Source organism: Streptomyces sp. NPDC024632, assembly GCF_055559175.1.
The window spans coordinates 297,041-317,161 of record NZ_JBVHLD010000009.1; the positions used below are offsets into that span (position 1 = coordinate 297,041).

16 protein-coding genes are annotated in these 20,121 nt (G+C 72.2%); 7 read left to right on the plus strand and 9 right to left on the minus strand.

The window, feature by feature from the left end:
* The first annotated feature begins 1 nt into the window (after position 1).
* On the plus strand, positions 2 to 961 hold the full coding sequence (locus ACZ37P_RS20945) for an alpha/beta hydrolase family protein (protein ID WP_391041556.1): 960 nt from the start codon (positions 2 to 4) through the stop codon (positions 959 to 961).
* An 80-nt stretch (positions 962 to 1,041) separates the two neighbouring features.
* Here the strand turns inward: ACZ37P_RS20945 and ACZ37P_RS20950 are convergent, their stop codons facing one another.
* Positions 1,042 to 1,716, minus strand: a complete 675-nt coding sequence (locus tag ACZ37P_RS20950; RefSeq protein WP_033174884.1) for a Crp/Fnr family transcriptional regulator — start codon at positions 1,714 to 1,716, stop codon at positions 1,042 to 1,044.
* Between the two features lie 322 nt (positions 1,717 to 2,038).
* Entirely contained in the window at positions 2,039 to 2,614 is a 576-nt protein-coding gene (locus ACZ37P_RS20955; RefSeq protein WP_467347974.1) for a MarR family winged helix-turn-helix transcriptional regulator, read from the minus strand.
* A gap of 190 nt (positions 2,615 to 2,804) precedes the next feature.
* Here ACZ37P_RS20955 and ACZ37P_RS20960 point away from each other — a divergent pair, with 190 nt between their 5' ends.
* From ACZ37P_RS20960 to ACZ37P_RS20975, 4 genes are all read left to right on the plus strand, one after another.
* Positions 2,805 to 5,231: an FUSC family protein gene (locus ACZ37P_RS20960; protein ID WP_467347975.1), complete on the plus strand. Its 2,427-nt coding sequence runs from the start codon at positions 2,805 to 2,807 to the stop codon at positions 5,229 to 5,231.
* 79 nt (positions 5,232 to 5,310) lie between these two features.
* Entirely contained in the window at positions 5,311 to 6,123 is an 813-nt protein-coding gene (nth, locus tag ACZ37P_RS20965; protein WP_355346183.1) for an endonuclease III, read from the plus strand.
* The gene (locus ACZ37P_RS20970) at positions 6,120 to 6,914 is read left to right on the plus strand and encodes an NUDIX hydrolase (RefSeq protein ID WP_391158232.1); all 795 of its coding nucleotides are present in this window, start codon (positions 6,120 to 6,122) and stop codon (positions 6,912 to 6,914) included. Before nth ends, ACZ37P_RS20970 begins: the two co-directional genes overlap by 4 nt.
* 231 nt (positions 6,915 to 7,145) lie before the next feature.
* Positions 7,146 to 8,345 carry a MarP family serine protease gene (locus ACZ37P_RS20975; protein ID WP_391041546.1) on the plus strand — a complete coding sequence of 400 codons (1,200 nt, stop codon included), beginning with the start codon at positions 7,146 to 7,148 and terminating at the stop codon, positions 8,343 to 8,345.
* A gap of 57 nt (positions 8,346 to 8,402) precedes the next feature.
* On the opposite strand, the gene ACZ37P_RS20980 is transcribed toward ACZ37P_RS20975, so the two are convergent.
* The 6 genes from ACZ37P_RS20980 to ACZ37P_RS21005 all read right to left on the minus strand — a co-directional run bounded on the left by ACZ37P_RS20980 (position 8,403) and on the right by ACZ37P_RS21005 (position 16,372).
* A complete protein-coding gene (locus tag ACZ37P_RS20980; protein ID WP_223187240.1) occupies positions 8,403 to 8,585 on the minus strand; it encodes a hypothetical protein in 183 nt (60 codons plus the stop codon).
* Between the two features lie 234 nt (positions 8,586 to 8,819).
* On the minus strand, positions 8,820 to 9,848 hold the full coding sequence (locus ACZ37P_RS20985) for an alpha/beta fold hydrolase (protein ID WP_391158230.1): 1,029 nt from the start codon (positions 9,846 to 9,848) through the stop codon (positions 8,820 to 8,822).
* Between the two features lie 13 nt (positions 9,849 to 9,861).
* Positions 9,862 to 10,425 carry a phage holin family protein gene (locus ACZ37P_RS20990; protein WP_355346170.1) on the minus strand — a complete coding sequence of 188 codons (564 nt, stop codon included), beginning with the start codon at positions 10,423 to 10,425 and terminating at the stop codon, positions 9,862 to 9,864.
* A 45-nt stretch (positions 10,426 to 10,470) separates the two neighbouring features.
* Entirely contained in the window at positions 10,471 to 11,862 is a 1,392-nt protein-coding gene (nhaA, locus tag ACZ37P_RS20995) for a Na+/H+ antiporter NhaA (RefSeq protein ID WP_467347979.1), read from the minus strand.
* Positions 11,863 to 12,097: 235 nt separating this feature from the next.
* Positions 12,098 to 14,056 carry an acetate--CoA ligase gene (acs, locus tag ACZ37P_RS21000; protein ID WP_355346164.1) on the minus strand — a complete coding sequence of 653 codons (1,959 nt, stop codon included), beginning with the start codon at positions 14,054 to 14,056 and terminating at the stop codon, positions 12,098 to 12,100.
* An 87-nt stretch (positions 14,057 to 14,143) separates the two neighbouring features.
* Complete coding sequence (locus ACZ37P_RS21005) at positions 14,144 to 16,372, minus strand: bifunctional SulP family inorganic anion transporter/carbonic anhydrase (protein ID WP_467347982.1); 2,229 nt, start codon at positions 16,370 to 16,372, stop codon at positions 14,144 to 14,146.
* A gap of 242 nt (positions 16,373 to 16,614) precedes the next feature.
* Here ACZ37P_RS21005 and ACZ37P_RS21010 point away from each other — a divergent pair, with 242 nt between their 5' ends.
* A complete protein-coding gene (locus ACZ37P_RS21010) occupies positions 16,615 to 17,937 on the plus strand; it encodes a polysaccharide deacetylase family protein (protein WP_467347983.1) in 1,323 nt (440 codons plus the stop codon).
* Here ACZ37P_RS21010 and ACZ37P_RS21015 read toward each other — a convergent pair.
* On the minus strand, positions 17,918 to 18,997 hold the full coding sequence (locus ACZ37P_RS21015; RefSeq protein WP_467347984.1) for an ATP-binding protein: 1,080 nt from the start codon (positions 18,995 to 18,997) through the stop codon (positions 17,918 to 17,920). The genes ACZ37P_RS21010 and ACZ37P_RS21015 overlap by 20 nt on opposite strands.
* Positions 18,998 to 19,103: 106 nt before the next feature.
* Here ACZ37P_RS21015 and ACZ37P_RS21020 point away from each other — a divergent pair, with 106 nt between their 5' ends.
* Positions 19,104 to 19,961 (plus strand): Fic family protein, encoded by an 858-nt coding sequence (locus ACZ37P_RS21020; protein ID WP_355346152.1) that lies wholly within the window; start codon positions 19,104 to 19,106, stop codon positions 19,959 to 19,961.
* Positions 19,962 to 20,121: the final 160 nt, after the last annotated feature.

Genomic DNA, 20,121 nt, shown 5'->3' on the forward strand with positions numbered 1-20,121 from the left:
GATGTCCGCTGCCGACCCCTCCACGTCCCCGCCCGCCGCCGATGCCGCCTCCGGGCGACGGGCGGCGGCCGAGGAGGCGTCGGCGTTCGGCCACGCTCCGGTGCCGCCGGACGCCACCGCGTCCTACGGCGACCACCCCGACCAGGTGGTCGACTTCTACCGGCCCGCCCCCGCCGAAGGCGCCCCCACCGGCCGTCCGGCCCCGCTGGTGGCCCTCTTCCACGGCGGTGCCTGGCGCGCCGCCCACGACCGCGCCCACGTCTCGCCGCTCGCGGCCCACCTCACCACCCACGGCTACGCTGTCGCGTCGGTCGAATACCGCCGCGGCCCGGCCCTTGAGGCGCCGCAGGAAGGCCGCGACGGCTCGGACCCCGCGCCCGACGCGCTGCCACCGGCCGGGCGCTGGCCCGACACCTTCGACGACGTGGCCGCCGCCCTCGACGCGCTGCCCGCGCTCGCCGTGCGGGCGCTCGGCGCCGACGTGGTCGACCCCCGCCGCACCGTCCTGACCGGCCACAGCGCGGGCGGCCACCTCGCGCTGTGGGCCGCCGCCCGTCATGTCCTGCCCCCTGAATCCCCCTGGCACCGCCCCTCACCTCCCCCCGTACGCGGCGTCGTGGCCCTCGCCCCGATCGCCGACCTCACCTCGGCGATCCGGCTGGGTGTCTGCTCCGGCGCGGTCGTCGACCTGCTGGGCGGACCCGAGCACCTGACGGCACGTCTGCCCGACGCCGACCCCGCCGCGCTGCTGCCCACCGGTATCGCCACAACCATCGTGCACGGCACCACTGACAATGAGGTTCCGTCGCAGGTCAGCCAAGCTTTCGCCCGTGCCGCGGCGGTGGCGGGCGAGGAGGTCGTCGCCGCGTGGCTGCCGGGCACCGGCCACTTCCCGCTGATCGACCCGTCCACGGCGGCCTGCGCGGCCGTCGCGGACGAGATCGCCCAACTCGCCTGGTAGCCGGGGCCGCCCGGCAGCGCGAAGGCCCCCGCCCGGTTCGACCGGGCGGGGGCCTTCGTGTGCGTGCGGTGCCGAGGGCGTCAGCGGGAGCGCTTGGCCAGCCGCTCGACGTCCAGGAGGATCACGGCGCGGGCCTCCAGGCGGAGCCAGCCGCGGCCCGCGAAGTCCGCGAGGGCCTTGTTGACGGTCTCGCGCGAGGCGCCGACGAGCTGGGCCAGCTCTTCCTGCGTGAGGTCGTGGACGACGTGGATGCCCTCTTCCGACTGCACGCCGAAGCGGCGGGAGAGGTCGAGCAGCGCCTTGGCGACGCGGCCGGGGACATCGGAGAAGACCAGGTCGGACATGACGTCGTTGGTGCGGCGCAGGCGGCGGGCGACGGCGCGCAGCAGGGCGGTGGAGACCTCGGGCCGTACGTTCAGCCAGGGCTGGAGGTCGCCGTGGCCCAGGCCGAGCAGCTTCAGCTCGGTCAGCGCGGTGGCGGTGGCGGTGCGCGGGCCGGGGTCGAAGAGCGACAGCTCGCCGATCAGCTCACCGGGGCCCACCACGGCGAGCATGTTCTCGCGGCCGTCGGGCGAGGTGCGGTGCAGCTTGACCTTGCCTTCGGTGACGACGTACAGCCGGTCCCCGGGGTCACCCTCGTGGAACAGCGAGTCGCCACGCGCGAGCGTGACCTCCGTCATGGAGGCGCGCAGTTCAGCGGCCTGCTCGTCGTCGAGCGCCGCGAAAAGCGGGGCACGGCGCAGAACGTCGTCCACGAGCTCTCTCCTTGTCGACATCGCTGGGATTTCCCCATGATGCATGACGTCTCAAACAGTGCGATCAATCACAAGGATGTCTTATCCAGGCCCGTAGCCGTGCTCCGGGGGTCCGATTGGGGGTCCGATCGGGGTCCGTAAACGGCTCAGGAAGGGCCGAACGGGTGGCCCCTGAGCCGAATTCCGCTATGAGCGAACAACATAACGGCTGGGGCGTCGGAGTGGGCCCTTCGCGCACGGCCGTACGAATTTCGTACGAATTCCTGCGCGCCGGACGGCTCGAACGCCCGCGTCGGCGCGGGTTTACCGGACCTTCGCGGATTTACGGCACCGGCACCGGTTCAGGCGCCGGTGCCTGCGCCGCGGTGGACGTGCCCTCGTGGGCGCCCTCGTGGGCGGTCCCCGACGCGGTCGTCCCCGGCGCCGTCGTCAGGAAGCGCGCGGCCACCGACCGGTTGTATTTGGTGAACATCGCACCCAGCGTGCGTCGTTCCTCCTCGGTCCAGCCGTCGAGCAGTCCCGCCAGGCTCTCCGCGCGCCGGGCGCGTACCTCCTCCATCCGCCGCAGCCCCTCGGCGGTCGGCGTGACGATGCTGCGCCGCCGGTCGGTGGGGGCGGGGGAGCGGGCGACCAGGCCCTGGGCCTGGAGCGCTGCCGCCTGGCGACCGGCCGTCGAGGGGTCGAGGCCGAGCGCGGCGGCGAGCGAGTTGATGTCCTGCGGGCCGCCCCCGGCCAGGGTGCGCAGCAGCAGGTACTCGGCCCGGTCCAGGGTGTCGTGGATGTCGGTGCGCCGGTAGAACAGCTCGAAATTCCTGACGAGCACGGCGGTCTGATGCTCGATCACATCGAGCGCGGCGGAGGTCCCCTCGGTCCCCTCTGCCTTCGCGGTCCCTGCCACGGCCACTCCAGATCCAGATATCGGTACGATGCACGTGTTAATATCGGCATCATACCGATGAATTCGGCGAGGCCGAGCGGGAGGGGACGCGGTGGGGTCGAGCGGCTGGACGCGCGAGGTCTGGGACCGGATAGTCGGATCGGACCCGGGCCTGCAAAGACTCCGCACGGCGTTCGGCGCGGCGGTCGCCATGAGCACCACCCTGGCGATCGAGTACGGCTACGGGCGCGCCACGCACGCGGGTCCCCAGGGCACCCTCGTCGGCATGCTGCTGGGCACCGTCATGGCGATGATGGGCTCGATGGCGCTGGACGGCACCCAGGTGCTGCCGAAGATCCGCACGGCCGTGTTCTTCCCGGTCGCCATCGGCACCGGCATGGTCATCGGCGTCTCGGTGGCCGGGCACACCGACGCGATGCTCGCGGTCTTCGTCGCCGTCATGTTCGTGGCCGTCTTCATCCGCCGCTTCGGACTGCCGTACTTCTTCTACGGCTTCATGATCTGGATGGGCTACTTCTTCGCCGCCTTCCTCGACGCCCGCCTCGCGCAGCTCCCCGACCTGCTCGCGGCCGTCGGCATCGCCACCGGCTGGGTCCTGCTGCTGTCCACCACCGTGCTGCGCGCCCACCCCCAGCGGACGCTGACCCGCGTCCGCCGCGCCTTCGGCGCCCGTGCCGGGGCCGTCGCCCGGGTCTGCGCCGACCTGCTGGAGACCGACCCCGAGGACGTGCGGCGGCTGGCCCGGCTCCGCCGCGAGCTGCACTCGCGCCAGCTCAGGCTCGCCGAGACCGCGCTGGTCATCGAGGGCTGGTCGGCCCACCCCGGCACCCTGCCGCCCGGCCGGTCCGCGGCCGGAGTACGCCGCAGGACGCTGGACGCGCATCTGGCGGTGGACGCCGTGGCGACCGCGGCCGACGCGCTCGCGGGCACCGGAGGGCGCCTCGCGCCCGAGGCCGCGGCCATCGCCGCGCACCTGGCGCGCAGCGAATACGCGGCGGCCGAACGGCGGGCCAGGGACGTACTCGCCCTCGTCGACTCCGACGACCCGGTGACGGCCGCGCGCGCCGAACCCGCCACCGATTGCTTCGCCTATCACCTGGCCACCGCCGCCTGGGAGTTCACGGTGCTGGTCAGGGAGGTCAGGCGCGCCGCGGAGGCGGACGTCGGACGATCCCACAACGGAAGCGGGCACAAGGTGCGGCGCCCGAAGACCGCACAAGGCGCGGCAGACGGCCCCGGCCGCGACCTCCGTCCCGCTCACGGCACCCACGACGACGCTCTCGACGCCCCGGCCGACTTCGCCCCCGCCGTGACCCTGGCCATGGGCGGGCTGCCCGGCTCCGCCGCGGTCGCGGGCGGTGTCTCGGCGCGCGGCGGCTGGCGGCGGCTCAGCGGCCTCTCGCTGACCACCCGGCAGGCGATCCAGGTGGCCGTCGCGGGCACCCTGGCCATCGTCATCGGCCGCGAGCTGTCGGAGGCCCGCTACTACTGGGCGGTGATCGCCGCCTTCATCGCCTTCACCGGCACCGCCACCCGCTCGGAGACCTTCATCAAGGCGACCAACCGCGTCGTCGGCACCCTGCTCGGCCTCGGCGCGGGCATCGGCCTCGCGCACCTGACCGCGGGCCACACCCTGTGGGTGATCGCGGTCATCGTGCTCAGCATGTCCTGCGGCTTCTACCTGGTCAGCCTCTCCTACGCGGCCATGATCTTCTTCGTCACGATCATGGTGTCGCAGCTCTACACCCAGCTCCACGAGTTCTCCGCCGGTCTGCTGATGCTTCGCCTCGAAGAGACCGCCATAGGCGCCGCCATCGGCATAGCGGTCGCCCTGGTCGTCCTGCCGACCAGCACGCGCGACACCGTCAGCAGCGCGCGCGGCAGCTACTTCGCTGCCGTGGGCGAGCTGATGCACGCCGCCGCCGCGCGCCTGGAGCACGACGGCCGCCCCGACCGCGAGGACGGGTCCGCAAGCCCCGACGGCGCCGACCTCGACGCCCTGGTGCGCGTGGTGGACCACCGCCTCCAGCAGCTCGCCCTGGTGGCGCGCCCGCTGACCCGCCCCCTGGTGTGGGGCAACGACCCGCGCCTCGTACGGCACCGGCTCACCCTCTACGCGGCCGTCACCCGGCAGACCAGGGCCCTGGCGCTCGGCCCGCGCCGCTCACCCGGCCTCGCGCCCGCGCCGCACCTGGCGGAGGCCAGCCGCGCGCTCGGCCACGCGGCCACCGCCCTGGCGCTCGCGCCCGCCCCGCAGGGCCGGCCCGCGGCCGAGGTCGCCCGCGCCCTGCGTACCGCCGACGCGGCGCTCCTGACCAGGCTCCCCGCCGCCGGTACGGTGCTGCCGCCGGTCACCAGGCCGTTGCTGCGGCTGCGGCAGCTCCTGCACGAGCTGGCCGTACTCCCGCCGGGACACGGCGTCGGCCGCGGCTTCACCGGGCGCGGCGCGGGCCTCGCCGACACTTCGCGGATCGTCACCGGCTCGCATGCCGCCGGGCCCGTACCGGACAGGCCGCACGGCGTGACGGCGGGTGCCGCGGGGGAGCGCCCCGGACCGGGGGACGACCTCCCGCACGCGTCCGGCGCGGCCGGTGACGGCGCGCCCCGCCGCCCCTGAGCCGCCGGTCCCGGCCACGCGACGCCGCGCCCCGATCGTTGTGGCGCCCTGTGTCGGCGGCGGCCCGTAGGCTGGCGGCATGGCGACGAGTGGTGCGGTGGTCAAGAAGATCAAGAAGGCGAAGGTCGCGCAGACGCATGCGGGACTGGTACGGCAGGCGCGGCGGATCAACCGCGAGCTGGCGGAGGTTTATCCGTACGCGCATCCAGAGCTGGACTTCGAGAATCCCTTCCAGCTCCTGGTCGCCACGGTGCTGTCCGCGCAGACCACGGACCTGCGGGTGAACCAGACGACGCCCGCGCTGTTCGCGAAGTACCCGACGCCCGAGGACATGGCGGTGGCCGACCCCGAGACGCTGGAGCAGATCCTGCGCCCGACGGGCTTCTTCCGCGCCAAGGCGAAGTCCGTGCAGGGGCTCTCGGCGGCGCTGCGGGACCGGTTCGGCGGTGAGGTGCCCGGCCGTCTCGAGGACCTGGTGACCCTGCCGGGCGTCGGCCGCAAGACGGCCAATGTCGTACTCGGCAACGCCTTCGGTGTCCCCGGCATCACCGTGGACACCCACTTCGGCCGCCTCGCCCGCCGCTTCGGCTGGACCGAGTCGCAGGACCCGGAGAAGGTCGAGGAGGACGTCGCCGGGCTCTTCCCGAAGTCGGACTGGACGATGCTGTCGCACCGCGTCGTCTTCCACGGCCGCCGTATCTGCCACGCCCGCAAGCCCGCCTGCGGCGCCTGCCCGATCGCCCCGCTCTGCCCGGCCTACGGCGAGGGCGAGACGGACCCGGAGAAGGCGGAGAAGCTGCTCAAGTACGAGAAGGGCGGCGCCCCCGGACAGCGCCTGAAGCCCCCGCCGGACTACCCGGGCCAGCCCGCGCCCCCGCTGGCGGCCTCATGACCCACGCGCGGGGGGCGGGCACCGGAGCGGACACGGGTGCCGGGCCGGAGACGGGCGCGGGCTTCGGCACGGACCCGCGAGCGGGCCTCGGCGCCGACGCGCGAGCCGGCTTCGGCGCCGATGCCGGAGAAGGCACCGGGGTCGAGATCAGCACGGCCGGGCTGCCGCGGTGGCTCGAACCGGTGGCCGACGCCGTCGCCGGGGTCCGGCCGGAACAGCTCAGCAGCTTTCTGCCGCCCGAGGGCGGCGGGCGGCAGTCCGCCGTCCTGATCCTGTTCGGGGACGGCGACCGGGGCCCCGAGATGCTGCTCATCGAGCGGTCGAGGGCGCTGCGTTCGCACGCGGGCCAGCCCTCCTTCCCCGGCGGCGCCCTCGACCCCGAGGACGGCGACCCGGACGGCGACGGGCCGGTGCGCGCCGCGCTGCGCGAGGCCGAGGAGGAGACCGGCCTCGACCCGACGGGCGTCCAGGTCTTCGGCGTGCTGCCGCGGCTCTACATCCCGGTCAGCGGCTTCGTCGTGACCCCCGTGCTCGGCTGGTGGCGCAGGCCCACCCCGGTCGGCGTGGTCGACCCGGCCGAGACCGCGCGCGTCTTCCGGGTGCCTGTGGCCGATCTCACCGACCCCGCCAACCGCGCGACCCTGACCCACCCCAGCGGCTTCCTCGGCCCGGCCTTCCTGGTCGAAGGCGCGCTGGTCTGGGGTTTCACCGCGGGGCTGATCGACAGAATCGTGCAGTTCGCGGGCTGGGAGCGGCCCTGGGACCGCGACCGCAAGGTGCCGCTCGCCTAGGGCGTGTCCGCGCCGTACCCCGCCTCTGCGGGGCTCGTACGGCGGTCCTCGGGGGCGCGTGCCGGGGCACGTACGGCGGTCCTCGGGGGCGCGTGCCGGGGCTCCGTCGAGGGGTGTCCAGTGCGTGTCCGGGGCGAGTTCGGCCTCCTGGTGCCGGTCATCGGCCGTACCGCGCAGGTCACCTGGGCCGTACGGTGCCGTCGGGCGGGGCGGCCATGAGACCGTGTCCAGGTGAACGTGCTGGACTTTCTGCTCATCCTCGCCGCCGTCTGGTTCGCCGTGGTCGGTTACCGGCAGGGCTTCGTCGTCGGAGTCATGTCGGTGGTCGGCTTCCTCGGCGGCGGTCTCGCCGCGATCTATCTGCTGCCGCTGTTCTGGGACAAGGCGACGGACCACTCCTCGCCGGGCTCGGTCGCGGTGATCACCGCCGTGGTGGTCGTCATCGTGTGCGCGTCGGTGGGGCAGGCGTTCACCACGCACCTGGGCAACAAGCTCAGGACCCGCATCACGTGGTCGCCCGCCCGCGCCATCGACGCGGGCGGCGGCGCGCTGGTCAATGTGCTCGCCATGCTGCTGGTGGCCTGGCTGATCGGCAGCGCGCTGGCCACCACGGCGCTGCCGACGATAGGCCGCGAGGTGCGCTCGTCCAAGGTGCTGCTCGGCGTCTCCAGGGTGGTGCCGCAGGAAGCCGACACCTGGTTCACCGACTTCAGCTCCACCCTCGCGCAGAACGGCCTGCCGCAGGTCTTCGGGCCCTTCGGGTCCGAGCCGATCACCTCGGTGCCCCCTCCCGACCCGAACCTCGTGCACAGCGCCGTCGTCACCGACGCCCGCCGCAGCATCGTCAAGATCGTCGGCACGGCGTCGGGCTGCGGGAAGGTCCTCGAAGGGTCCGGCTTCGTCTTCGCCAAGGACCGCGTGATGACCAACGCGCACGTCGTCGGCGGCGTCTCCGAGCCCACCGTGCAGATCGGCGGCAAGGGCCGCCTGTACGACGCCCGCGTGGTCCTCTACGACTGGCAGCGCGACATCGCCGTCCTGGACGTGCCGCGCCTGAACGCGCCGGCGCTCACGTTCACCAGCGGCGACGTACAGTCCCGCGACGACGCCATCGTGGCCGGTTTCCCGGAGAACGGCGCCTTCGACGTACGCGCCGCCCGCGTCCGCGGCCGTATCGAGGCCAACGGCCCGGACATCTACCACCGCGGCACCGTCCACCGCGACGTCTACTCGCTGTACGCGACCGTCCGCCAGGGCAACTCCGGCGGCCCGCTGCTCACCACGAACGGGCAGGTGGCGGGCGTCGTCTTCGCCAAGTCACTCGACGACTCGAACACCGGTTACGCGCTCACCGCCGACGAGATCCGCCCGGACATCGCGGCGGGCAGGGCGGCGAGCCAGCAGGTCGACACGGAGAACTGCGCGCTGTGAGGTGACCGACGGCCGGCCCGGCGTACCTGTCGGCCGGGCCGTCCGTCGGCCGGGCGGTCACTGCGCCCTGGCGTGCCGCAGCCGGGCGCCGACCCAGCGGGCCCGGCGCCGCAGGATGCGCGGGATTCCGATCTGGGGCTCCCCCGGCGGGAGCACGGCCAAGGGCGCCCCGCTGTTGACGGAGACGGAAGTGTTACGGCGATTGCGTGATACGTCACGGTAGTCGTGCGTCCAACCCATACGAAGCTAAGTGCCCGCAGCCCTTGGTCGGTAATCGCCCTTCGGTCGCCCGGTTGGCGTATGCGTCCGGCATTTTGCGGATCATATGACCGACACGCGGACGCCTGATGCGTACGGGGCGGGCGCGCTGGCAGAGGGACACCTGATGGCGGGTCAGAGCCTCGCTGAGGGTGAGTCAGTTACGGCGCGAGGCCGTGCGGAGGCGGCGGCTTGGGCCCGTCGGGAGCGTACGGCTCAGCGGTCCGGCTCCGGGTCCTTCAGCCAGTTGATCAGCTCGGTCGAGAACGCGGCCGGGTCCTCCTCGTGCGGGAAGTGCCCCAGGCCGTCGAAGAGCCGCCAGCGGTACGGCGCCTCGACGTACTCCCCGCTGCCCGCCGCGCTGCGGCTGCGGATCGCCGGGTCGAGCGAGCCGTGCAGGTGCAGCGTCGGCACCCGGACCGGCCGCTTCATCCGCCGGTTGAACTGGATGCCGTCGGGCCGCGCCATCGACCGCACCATCCAGCGGTACGGCTCGACCGCGCAATGCGCCGTCGAGGGGATCTGCATCGCGCGCCGATAGACGTCCACGGCCTCGTCGTCCGGCAGCCGCGGCCCCGACCACTGGTGGATCAGCCGGCCGACCAACTCCGCGTGGTCCGCCACCAGGTGACGCTCCGGCAGCCAGGGCGACTGAAAGCCCCAGATGTAGGCGCCCGACTTGCTGTGCCGCAGATCGGTCAGCATCGCGTTGCGCCAGCGGCGCGGGTGCGGCATCGACTCGACCGCGAGGCGGCGTACGAGCTTGGGCCGCATCGTCGCGGCCGTCCACGCCAGGTAGCCGCCGAGGTCGTGGCCGACCAGCGCGGCGTCCGGCTCGCCCAGCGACCGGATCACCCCGGTGACGTCGAGCGCGAGGTTGCCCGCGTCGTAACCGCGCGGCGTACGGTCGCTGCCGCCCACCCCGCGCAGGTCCATCGCCACCGCGCGGAAACCGGCCTCGGCGAGTGCGGGCAGTTGGTGCCGCCAGGTCCACCAGAACTGCGGGAAGCCATGCAGCAGGAGGACGAGCGGGCCGTCGCCCATCTCGGCGATGTGGAAGCGGGCGCCGTTCGCGGCCACGTCACGGTGGGTCCACGGCCCTTCGAGGCGGGGGACGGAACCGCCGCCGCCCGCACCTGACGGCCCGGTTCCCGGCCCGTTCCCCGAGCCGTTCCGCGACTCTTCTCCCGAACCGCTTCCGCTGTCGTTTCCCGTGGCACTGCCCGACCTGCCGACGACCCTCATGGTGGAGAGAGTGTCACATCTTCAGGTCGGGTGCTCTGGTCGAACCGGCCATCGAATCCGGCCCGGCGCCGGACACCGAATCCCGGACGCCGCCGCGTCCCGCGTCCCTGTCCGCGCGGGGCAGCGCGGGCTTGGCGGCGGCCTTGTCCAGACTCGTGGCCGTGTCCTGCGGACGCGGGTGCGGCTTCGCGTTCTTCATCACCGCGGCGGTCTGCTTGGCCGACTCGATGGAGCGCTCCGGCTTCTTCACCTTCTTGAACCGGCCGTACGCGATCAGGCCGAGGAGCGCGGCGATCAGCACGTACGCCCCGGCGACGATCAGGAACGACCACCCCAGGGTGATCCCGAGCGCGTGGATGCCGTACGCGGCGGCCATGCTGAACATCGGCATGGCGAAGAAGGCCAGGGTCAGGGCGACACCGATCGCGCCGCTGCCGAACAGCGCCCGCTTCACGTCCTGCCGCAGTTCCACCTTGACGAGGGCGATCTCGTCGTGCACCAGGGCGGAGACATCCGCCGTGGCGGAGGCGAACAACTGGCCGAGGCTGCGCCCGTCGTCGTCGTGGGCTGCGCTCATTGCGTCCTCCGTCGTCAAATCGTTGTCGTTCCGTCAGATCATGCCTCAGCCGGAGTCATCTCCGCCGTCGCCCCCGGCCAGACGGGCGAGCCTGCGGTGTTCCGCGGCCTTCCGTTCCAGGATCTCGGCCATCCGCAGGTGGTAGGCGGGCTGGTCCTGCTCGTACACGTCGGGGACCCCGTCGCCGTCCTCGTCGCGCTCCTCCTCGTCGCACAAGGCGCGGTATTTGTTGTTCCGCAGCTTCAGCAGAATCGTCGCCAGCACCGCGGAGAGCAGCGAGCCGACCAGGACGGCGGCCTTCGCCTCGTCGGCGAGCAGCGCGTCGTCCTTGAAGGCGAGTTCGCCGATCAGCAGGGAGACTGTGAAGCCGATCCCGGCGAGCGAGGCGACCGCCAGGACGTCGGGCCATTTGAGGTCGGCGTTGAGCCGCGCCCGGGTGAAGCGGGCCGCCAGCCAGGTGCCGCCGAACACGCCGACGATCTTTCCGGCCACCAGTCCGATCAGCACACCGAGCGTCTCGGGCTTGGTGAACACATCGCGCAGCGAGCCGCCCGAGACCGCGACCCCGGCCGAGAACAGGGCGAACAGCGGTACGGCAAGGCCCGCCGAGATCGGCCGCACCAGGTGCTCGATGTGCTCGCCGGGAGATTCGCGCTCACCCTCGCGCCTGGTGCAGCGCAGCATCAGGCCCATGGCGACGCCCGCGATGGTGGCGTGCACGCCGCTGTTGTACATCAGGCCCCAGATGACCAGCGCCAGCGGCACGTACACGTACCAGCCGCGTACTCCCGAGCGCAGCAGCAGCCAGAAGACGACCAGCCCGGCCGCCGCTCCGCCGAGCGCGGCGTAGTTGATCGAGGAGGTGAAGAAGACGGCGATGATCAGGATGGCGAAGAGGTCGTCGACGACGGCGAGGGTGAGCAGGAAGGCGCGCAGCGCGGCGGGCAGGGCGGTGCCGATGACGGCGAGGACCGCGAGCGCGAAGGCGATGTCGGTGGCGGTGGGGACGGCCCAGCCCTTGAGGGAGCCGCCGCCGGTGGCGCTGACGACGGTGTAGAAGATCGCGGGGACCGCCATGCCGCACACGGCCGCGATCACCGGGAGCGCGGCGGCCGAGGGGGTGCGCAGCTCGCCCGCGACCAGTTCGCGCTTCAGCTCGATGCCCGCCACGAAGAAGAAGACGGCGAGCAGGCCGTCCGCCGCCCAGTGCGCGACGGACAGGTCGAGGCCGAGCGTGGAGACGCCGAAGTGGAAGTGGCTGACGCTCTCGTAGCTGTGGTGCAGGGTGTTCGCCCAGACCAGCGCCACCACGGCGGCCACCAGGAGCAGGACTCCGCCGACGGTCTCCGCGCGCAGCGCGTCCAGGACGAAGGTGCGTTCCGGGAGCGGCAGCCGTCCGAGGACGGTGTCGGCGCGACGGCGCGGTTGCTCAGTCACGCGGGTACTCGGTCATGGGGGCGGCCTCCTGGGCGGGTGCGGCTGGCTGCGGACACAGGTGTCCCGTGTGCCGACCAGACTTCCCGGCGCGCCCTTAAGTTTTGTCGCGATCCTGCCGCGATGTGGTGTCAGCCTAACCCGAACGTGTGAGGGGCGTCCCGGTGGTTGCCGGGGCGCCCCTCACGGGTGTGGTCGCGCGGGTGTGGCCGCGCCGGGTGTGCTGGGGCCGGGGGTGTCAGTCCTCGCTGGGCGCGCTCGGCAGCTTGCTCTGGATGAGGTCCATCACCGTGGAGTCGGTGAGGGTGGTGACGTCGCCCAGCTCGCGGTTCTCCGCGACGTCGCGCAGCAGGCGGCGCATGATCTTGCCGGAGCGGGTCTTGGGCAGCTCGTTGACGATGAGGATCCGCTTGGGCTTGGCGATCGGGCCGAGCGCCTTGCCGACGTGGTCGCGCAGCGCGCCCGCGAGGTCCGCGCTGTCCTCCGCGGTGCCGCGCAGGATGACGAACGCCACGATGGCCTGCCCGGTGGTGGCGTCGGCGGCGCCGACGACGGCGGACTCGGCGACCTTCGGGTGCGAGACCAGCGCCGACTCGACCTCGGTGGTGGAGATGTTGTGGCCCGAGACGAGCATGACGTCGTCGACCCGGCCGAGCAGCCAGATGTCGCCGTCCTCGTCCTTCTTGGCGCCGTCGCCCGCGAAGTAGCGGCCGGGGAAACGGGACCAGTAGGTGTCGATGTAGCGCTGGTCGTCGCCCCAGATGGTGCGGAGCATCGACGGCCACGGCTCGGTGAGGACCAGGTAGCCGCCGGAGCCGTCCGGCACCTCGTTGGCCTCGTCGTCCACCACGGTCGCCGCGATGCCGGGCAGCGCGCGCTGCGCGGAGCCGGGCTTGGTCTCGGTGACGCCGGGCAGCGGGGAGATCATCATGGCGCCGGTCTCGGTCTGCCACCAGGTGTCCACGATCGGGGTCCTGCCGCCGCCGATGTGCTCGCGGTACCAGACCCACGCCTCGGGGTTGATCGGCTCGCCGACGCTGCCCAGCACGCGCAGGCTCGTCAGGTCGAACTTCGCGGGGATGTCGTCGCCCCACTTCATGAACGTACGGATCGCGGTGGGCGCGGTGTAGAGCAGCGTGACGCCGTACTTCTGCACGATCTCCCAGAACCGGCCCTGGTGCGGGGTGTCCGGCGTGCCCTCGTAGATCACCTGGGTGGCGCCGTTGGAGAGCGGGCCGTAGACGATGTACGAGTGACCGGTGACCCAGCCGATGTCGGCGGTGCACCAGTAGACGTCGGTCTCCGGCTTGAGGTCGAAGACCGCGTGGTGGGTGTAGCTGGCCTGGGTGAGGTAGCCGCCCGAGGTGTGCAGGATGCCCTTGGGCTTACCGGTGGTGCCGGAGGTGTAGAGGATGAACAGCGGGTGCTCGGCGTCGAAGGGCTGCGCGGTGTGCTCCGCGGACTGGCGCGCGGTGATCTCGTGCCACCACACGTCCCGGCCCTCGGTCCACTCCACGTCCTGGCCGGTGCGGCGCACCACCAGGACGTTGGTGACCTGCGGGGAGCGGGAGACGGCGTCGTCGATGGCGGGCTTGAGCGCGGACGGCTTGCCGCGCCGGTAGCCGCCGTCGGAGGTGATGACGAGCTTGGCGTCGGCGTCGGCGATCCGGGACGCGACGGCGTCGGCGGAGAAGCCGCCGAAGACCACCGAGTGCGCGGCGCCGATCCGGGCGCAGGCCAGCATCGCGATGACGGCCTCGGGGATCATCGGCAGGTAGACCGCGACCCGGTCGCCCTTCTCGACGCCCAGCTCGGTCAGCGCGTTGGCGGCGCGGGAGACCTCGTCCTTCAGCTCCGCGTAGGTGATGCTGCGGCTGTCACCGGGCTCGCCCTCGAAGTGGATGGCGACCCGGTCGCCGTTCCCGGCTTCCACATGGCGGTCGACGCAGTTGTACGCGACATTCAGCTCACCGTCGGCGAACCACTTCGCGAACGGCGGGTTCGACCAGTCCAGGGTCTGCGTGGGCTCGGTGGCCCAGGTCAGACGGCGGGCCTGCTCGGCCCAGAACCCCAGCCGGTCGGCCGCCGCCTGCTCGTACGCGTCCGCCGTGACGTTGGCGGACGCCGCCAGTTCGGCCGGGGGAGCGAACCGCCGCTCCTCCTTCAGCAGGTTGGCCAGGCTCTCGTTGCTGCTCACGCCAGCTCCTTGTCAGGGTGTCCCACATGTCCCAGCACTACCTCACCAGTCCTGGGCCACCCTGACAATAGCTACCCGAAAAATGGTTTAGACCTTTGCGGCCTCCCGGGCGGTGTCCGGTGCGGCGTCAGGCCCCACCGCCGCGAACACACTCGTCGAACCGTCCAGGATGTACGCCTGCGCCTCCGCGACATGGAAGTACATGCCGTGCAGTTGGAGCGTGCCCTCGCTGACCCGACGCGCCACGCAGGGGTGCGCCATCAGGTGTTCGAGCTGCTGCATCACATTGACCAGGCTCAGCCTTTCGAGGTCGTCGGCGACCGGCCGGTCCGCCAGCGCCACCTCGCCGCGGCCGAGTCTGCCGATCCGGTTGAGCCGCGCCAGGCTGGGGCGGCCGTGCCGCAGCCACCGGGCCAGCGGGGTCTGCGCGCCCGGCTCGTGGTCGGAGCCCAGCAGCGCCTGCATCGCGCCGCAGCCGGAGTGTCCGCACACCGTGATGCTGGAGACCTGGAGCACGTCCACCGCGTACTCGACGGCGGCGGCCACCGAGTCGCAGGAGGCGTCGGAGCCGGGCGGCGGCATCAGATTGCCCACATTGCGCACCGTGAAGAGGTCACCGGGACCGCTTGAGGTGATCATGCTGGTGACCAGCCGGGAGTCCGCGCAGGTGAGGAAGAGCTGGCCGGGCCGCTGTCCTTCGCGGGCCAGCCGCGCCAGCTCCTCGCGGACCAGCGGCGCGGTGTTGCGCTGGAAGGCGCTGACGCCGCCGAGCAGTTGACCGCCGCTGGTGGCGGGCACGGTGCCGGAGCGGGTGCAGTGGTGGTTGCGCCACGGCGTCCAGGGGCGGCAGGCGTGCGCGCTCACCGGTTCGCTGACGGTCCGTCCGACCGCGTCGCCGAGCGTCGCGTGTCCGCCGCGCGAACGGTGCCTGGCGCACCAGGCGTTCAGCGCCTCGTAGGCCGCGTGGTCCATGAAGGAGCCGTCCAGCTCCACCACCGCGTTGGCCCCGTCGGGGACCTGGGCGAAGGCCCGGGTCAGCCGGGGCACCGCCAGGAACGTCAACTGGCCGGTGACCCGCACCCGGTGGCACTCCGGCTCCTCGGTGACGGTGATCCGCGTGTGCGTCAGGCGACGCAGCGACAGGCACAGCGCGACCACGATCCCCACGATCACGCCCTGGAGCACACCGAACAGCACCACGGAGCCGAGCGTGGCCGCGTACACCGGGAATTCGCGGTGCCGCTGGACGTGTCTGATGTGCGCGAAGCTCACCATGCGGACGCCGACCAGCATCACCAGGGCGGCGAGCGCGGCCAGCGGGATCAGCTCCAGCGCCCAGGAGGCGAGCCCGGCGCAGAGCAGCACCCACACGCCGTGCATCACGGTGGCGCGGCGCGTCACGGCGCCCGCTTCGACATTGGCCGAGCCGCGGATCGCGCCGCCGGCCACCGGCAGGCCGCCGAGCAGGCCCGACACCATGTTGGCCGCGCCCTGGCCGAGCAGTTCGCGGTCGAGCTTGGCCGGCGGGGCGTGCGGTCCCGGACGCCGGCCCTGGAGGGTGTCGATGGCGACCGCGGACAGCAGCGACTCCATGCTCGCGACCAGGGTGACGGTGAGCACGGCGGCGACCACCCCGAGGACCGGCCCCGAGGGCAGGGTGGGCAGCACGGGCGCGCTCCACGCGGGCAGATTCACCCGCGGCAGCGACAGCCCCGCGCTTACGGCGGTGGCCAGGACGACCGCGGCCAGCGGCGCGGGGATCGCGCCGAGCAGCCGTCCCGCCCTGCCTCTCAGCCGCCGCCAGCCGAGCAGCACGGCCACGGTGATCGCGCCGATGGCGGGTGTGGCCGGGTTGGTGACCGCCAACTGGCCGGGCAGCGCGGTGATGTTGTCGAGGGCGGAGCTCTGCGGGCTGCCGCCGAGGACCACATGGAGCTGGCCGAGGGCGATGACCGTACCGATGCCCGCGAGCATGCCGTGGACGATGGCGGGACTGACCGCGAGCGCGGATCTGGCCACCCGCGCCATGCCGAGCACGAGCTGCGCGAGACCGGCGAGCACGGTGATGGCGCAGGTGCTGCGCCATCCGTAGCGGTGGACGAGATCGGCGGTGACCACGACCAGGCTGGTCGCGGCGCCGCTGACCTGGAGGGGCGCCCCGCCGAGCAGCCCGGCGACGATGCCGCCGACGACCGCGGCGACGAGGCCGGACTGGAGAGGCGCCCCGGTCGCCAGCGCGAGGCCGAGCGACAGCGGGACGGCGATCAGGAAGACCGTGATCGAAGCGGACAGATCGGACCGGTGGATTCTCTGCATAATTCCCGTCTCCTTCGGTGGGCGGCGGGACGTGATTGCGGAGCGTTATCGCTCGCTACTCTCAAGCGTCAGTAAATGGAGAGTAATCGACTGACTGCGGAGAGTGAAGTCCAGAGGTCTGATCGGGGCTTTATTTACTGCTATCGAGTGAATTGGCAGATAAACAGCCAGGTCGTTGCGGTCACGACAAGGTCGCATGTCACTTTTTGGGCAAATCCCTTTTTCTGTGATGTGAGGTACGAATGCACTCCCTGCGCAAGGCACCGGCGCTACTCGCCGTAGCCGCGCTGGCCGCGGGCGCGGTCGCGTGCTCCGCCGCCGACGGCTCGGGCTCCGGCACCGGATCAGCCGCCGGGTCCGGCCCCGGCGCCGCCCCGGCCGTCGGCCGCGCCGAGCCCGGCAACGCGGGCACCCGCCCCGAAGCCGCGGCGCCCCACGCCGTCCGGCTCATCGGCGACGGCTCGACCGCCGACACCGGCCCGCAGCCCCATCAGCCGGTCTTCGCGCGCCTCAAGCCGGGGGAGCGACCGCCGCAGCTCGTCGTGTTCTCCTGGGACGGCGCGGGCGAGGACAGTCAGAAGCTCTTCTCGCACTTCCGCGAGGTCGGCGAGCGCTACAACGCGGCGATGACGTACTTCCTCAGCGGCGTCTACCTGCTGCCCGGCGACCACAAGGACGTCTACGCCCCGCCCAAGCATCCGCGCGGCGCCTCCGACATCGGCTTCAACGACCGTCAGGGCATCACCGACACCCTGCGCGAACTGCGCCTCGCCTGGCAGAACGGCAGCGAGATCGGCACCCACTTCAACGGCCACTTCTGCGGTCCCAACGGCGGCGTCGGCACCTGGTCGAGCGACGAGTGGTCCAGCGAGATCCAGCAGGCCGAGGGCTTCGTGAAGAACTGGAAGACCAACTCCGGCCTCACCAAGCTCGACCCGCTGCCCTTCGACTACAGCAAGGAACTGGTCGGCGGGCGCGCCCCGTGCCTGGAGGGCCAGCACAATCTCATCCCGGCCGCCAAGGCCGCGGGTTTCCGCTACGACGCCAGCTCGATCGGCGGCCGGCAGGCCTGGCCCTCCAAGATCGACGGCGTCTGGGACTTCCCGCTCCAGGACATCCCGGTGCCGGGTCGCGCCTTCGAGACGCTCTCCATGGACTACAACTTCCTCGCCAACCAGTCGGGCACCGTGCACGGCGACCCCGCCAAGCAGGCCGCCTGGGGCAAGCAGATGCACGACGGACTGGCCGCCGCCTTCGAGCGCGCCTACAACGGCAACCGCGCCCCGCTCTTCATCGGCGACCACTTCGAGTCCTGGAACGGCGGCGTCTACATGAAGGCCGTCGAGGACACCGTCAAGGAGGTCTGCGGCAAGGAAGGCGTGCGCTGCGTCAGCTTCAAGCAGGTGGCGGACTGGATGGACGCGCAGGACCCTGCGGTGCTCGCGCGGCTGCGGACGCTGGACGTCGGCCAGGCGCCCAAGGGCGGCTGGAACACCTTCATGGGCGGAGCGCCCGCCGCCGCGACGGCGGGCGGTCCCGAGCGGATCAGGCCGGCTGTGCGCTAGCGGCCGCAGCGGGGCGGGGCAACTGCTCGTGCTGTTCCCGTTCCCGTTCCCGTTCGCCGAGTACGAAGTCGGGGTCGACCTGCGCCGCCAGGTCGGCGCCCGTCTTCGCGTTTCCCCAGCTCTCCGCGTTCTTGAGGTGGAAGTGCACCATCTGCTGGGTGTAGCGCGCCCAGTCCCTGCGCTCGTACGTGGCGTCCGCCCGTTCGTGCAGCGTGCGCAGCGCGCGGCGGTTGTCCTCCTCCAGCCGCGCGAACCGCGGCGGCCTGCCCTTCTCCATCGCGCGCACCCAGTCCGAGTGCCCGACGGTGACCAGCAGGTCGTCGCCGACCTCGGCGCGCAGGAAGGCCAGGTCGTCCGCGTCCCGCACCTTGTTGCCGACGACCGCGAGATCGACGCCGAAGTCGCGGGCGTACTCCTTGTACTGGCGGTAGACGGCCACACCCTTGCGGGTCGGTTCGGCGACCAGGAACGTCATGTCGAAGCGGGTGAACATCCCGGAGGCGAAGGAGTCGCTGCCCGCCGTCATGTCCACGACCAGGTATTCGTCGCGGCCGTCCACCAGGTGGTTCAGGCAGAGTTCGACCGCGCCGACCTTGGAGTGGTAGCAGGCGACGCCGAGATCGGACTCGTTGAAGGGGCCGGTGACCATCAGCCGCACGGTGTCGCCCCCGGTGTTCCCCGCGCTCTCTGTGTCCCCGTCGTCTCCGTGGCCTCGGTCCAGGTGCACGGTGCGCGCGCAGGCCGCGTAGACGGGGTTGTCCTCGACCAGCCGCAGCAGCCGGGATCCGTGGCCGGGCGGGGTGGTCTTGATCATGGTCTCGGCGGAGGCGATCCGGGGGTTGGCACCGCGCAGGTATTCCTTGATCTCCGGCAGGTGCGCGCCGAGCGCGGGCAGCGCGGCGGCGTCGTCCTCCGCCAGCCCGAGCGCCGGGCCGAGGTGCTGGTTGATGTCCGCGTCGATCGCGACGACCGGTACGCGGGAGGCGGCGAGATGGCGGATGAAGAGGGAGGACAGCGTGGTCTTGCCGCTGCCGCCCTTCCCGACGAAAGCGATCTTCATGTTCGCCAAGAGTAGTGGCACGGATACGGATCGTGAGGGTTTGGAGTGGGGAAGGCCACTCTTTCGGGGTCGTTCCGCGGGTTGGGGGGTGGCTAGGGTCGGAACCATGGCTACGAACGCTGATCCCGCTCCCGCCGCCGGTCGGACGGACCCGATGGCTGTCCTCGGCGCGCTGCCGGGCGTACCCGAATCGGTGGACGCCGTACGGCAGGCGGTGGACAAGGTCTACGGGCACCGGGTCATGCGGCGCCGCTCCACCGAGGTCACATCGGAGGCGGCGCTGCGCGGTGCCCGCGGGTCCGCGGCGCTGGCCGGCGCCGACTGGCCGCTGGAGGAGGTGCGCAGGCGCAGCGACTTCTCGGCCGACGAGCAGGCGCGTACGGTCGGCGCGGCGCTGCGGCTGACCGCCGAGGCCGGTCAACTGCTCAGTGTCTGGCGTCAGTCGCCCGTGCAGGCGCTCGCCCGGCTGCACCTGGTGGCGGCGGGCGGAGTGGCGGACGAGCCGACGGTGGGCCGCCCGCGGCGGGCGGGGGAGCCGGTGGACGAGCCGCTGGTCGAGATCGCCGAGATCCCGCTGCCCGACCCCGCCGAGGTCGCCGCCCGGCTGGACGGTCTGACCGGCCTGCTGCGGGCGGGCACCGACGCGCCCGCGCTGGTCGTCGGCGCGGTCGTGCACGGCGAATTGCTGTGCCTGCGGCCCTTCGGCTCCTTCAACGGGCCGGTCGCGCGGGCCGCTGAGCGGATCGTGCTGGTCGGCAGCGGTCTCGACCCGAAGTCGATCTGTCCGGCCGAGGTCGGTCACGCGGAGTTGGGCCGGGCCGGTTATCTCAAGGCGCTGGAGGGATACGCGTCCGGTACTCCGGAAGGCATGGTCCAGTGGATCAGTCATTGCGGGCGCGCACTGGAACTCGGGGTCCGCGAAAGTGTCGCGGTGTGCGAAGCGCTTCAGCGGGGCGCCGCCTGAGCGGTCGACCGCCGGATGTGTGGTGGCTGAAAAGAGATGCGGGGGCACCCTGAGGTGCCGCCGCCGCCCCGTCCGTCCAATTCCCAGTGCGTTTCCGGTGATTTCCGCCCCGGCCCGGATCTTCTCCCGCCCCCCTGTGCTGCTGGACCAATAAGCGGGT

What these genes read in the sequence shown, in the direction of transcription:
- ACZ37P_RS20945 (WP_391041556.1), top strand. Translation starts at nt 2, where the DNA reads ATGTCCGCTGCCGACCCCTCCACGTCCCCGCCCGCCGCCGATGCCGCC.
- ACZ37P_RS20960 (WP_467347975.1), top strand. Translation starts at nt 2,805, where the DNA reads ATGAGCACCACCCTGGCGATCGAGTACGGCTACGGGCGCGCCACGCAC.
- nth (WP_355346183.1), top strand. Translation starts at nt 5,311, where the DNA reads ATGGCGACGAGTGGTGCGGTGGTCAAGAAGATCAAGAAGGCGAAGGTC.
- ACZ37P_RS20970 (WP_391158232.1), top strand. Translation starts at nt 6,120, where the DNA reads ATGACCCACGCGCGGGGGGCGGGCACCGGAGCGGACACGGGTGCCGGG.
- ACZ37P_RS20980 (WP_223187240.1), bottom strand. Translation starts at nt 8,585, where the DNA reads ATGGGTTGGACGCACGACTACCGTGACGTATCACGCAATCGCCGTAAC.
- ACZ37P_RS20985 (WP_391158230.1), bottom strand. Translation starts at nt 9,848, where the DNA reads ATGAGGGTCGTCGGCAGGTCGGGCAGTGCCACGGGAAACGACAGCGGA.
- ACZ37P_RS20990 (WP_355346170.1), bottom strand. Translation starts at nt 10,425, where the DNA reads ATGAGCGCAGCCCACGACGACGACGGGCGCAGCCTCGGCCAGTTGTTC.
- ACZ37P_RS21005 (WP_467347982.1), bottom strand. Translation starts at nt 16,372, where the DNA reads ATGCAGAGAATCCACCGGTCCGATCTGTCCGCTTCGATCACGGTCTTC.
- ACZ37P_RS21010 (WP_467347983.1), top strand. Translation starts at nt 16,615, where the DNA reads ATGCACTCCCTGCGCAAGGCACCGGCGCTACTCGCCGTAGCCGCGCTG.
- ACZ37P_RS21015 (WP_467347984.1), bottom strand. Translation starts at nt 18,997, where the DNA reads ATGAAGATCGCTTTCGTCGGGAAGGGCGGCAGCGGCAAGACCACGCTG.
- ACZ37P_RS21020 (WP_355346152.1), top strand. Translation starts at nt 19,104, where the DNA reads ATGGCTACGAACGCTGATCCCGCTCCCGCCGCCGGTCGGACGGACCCG.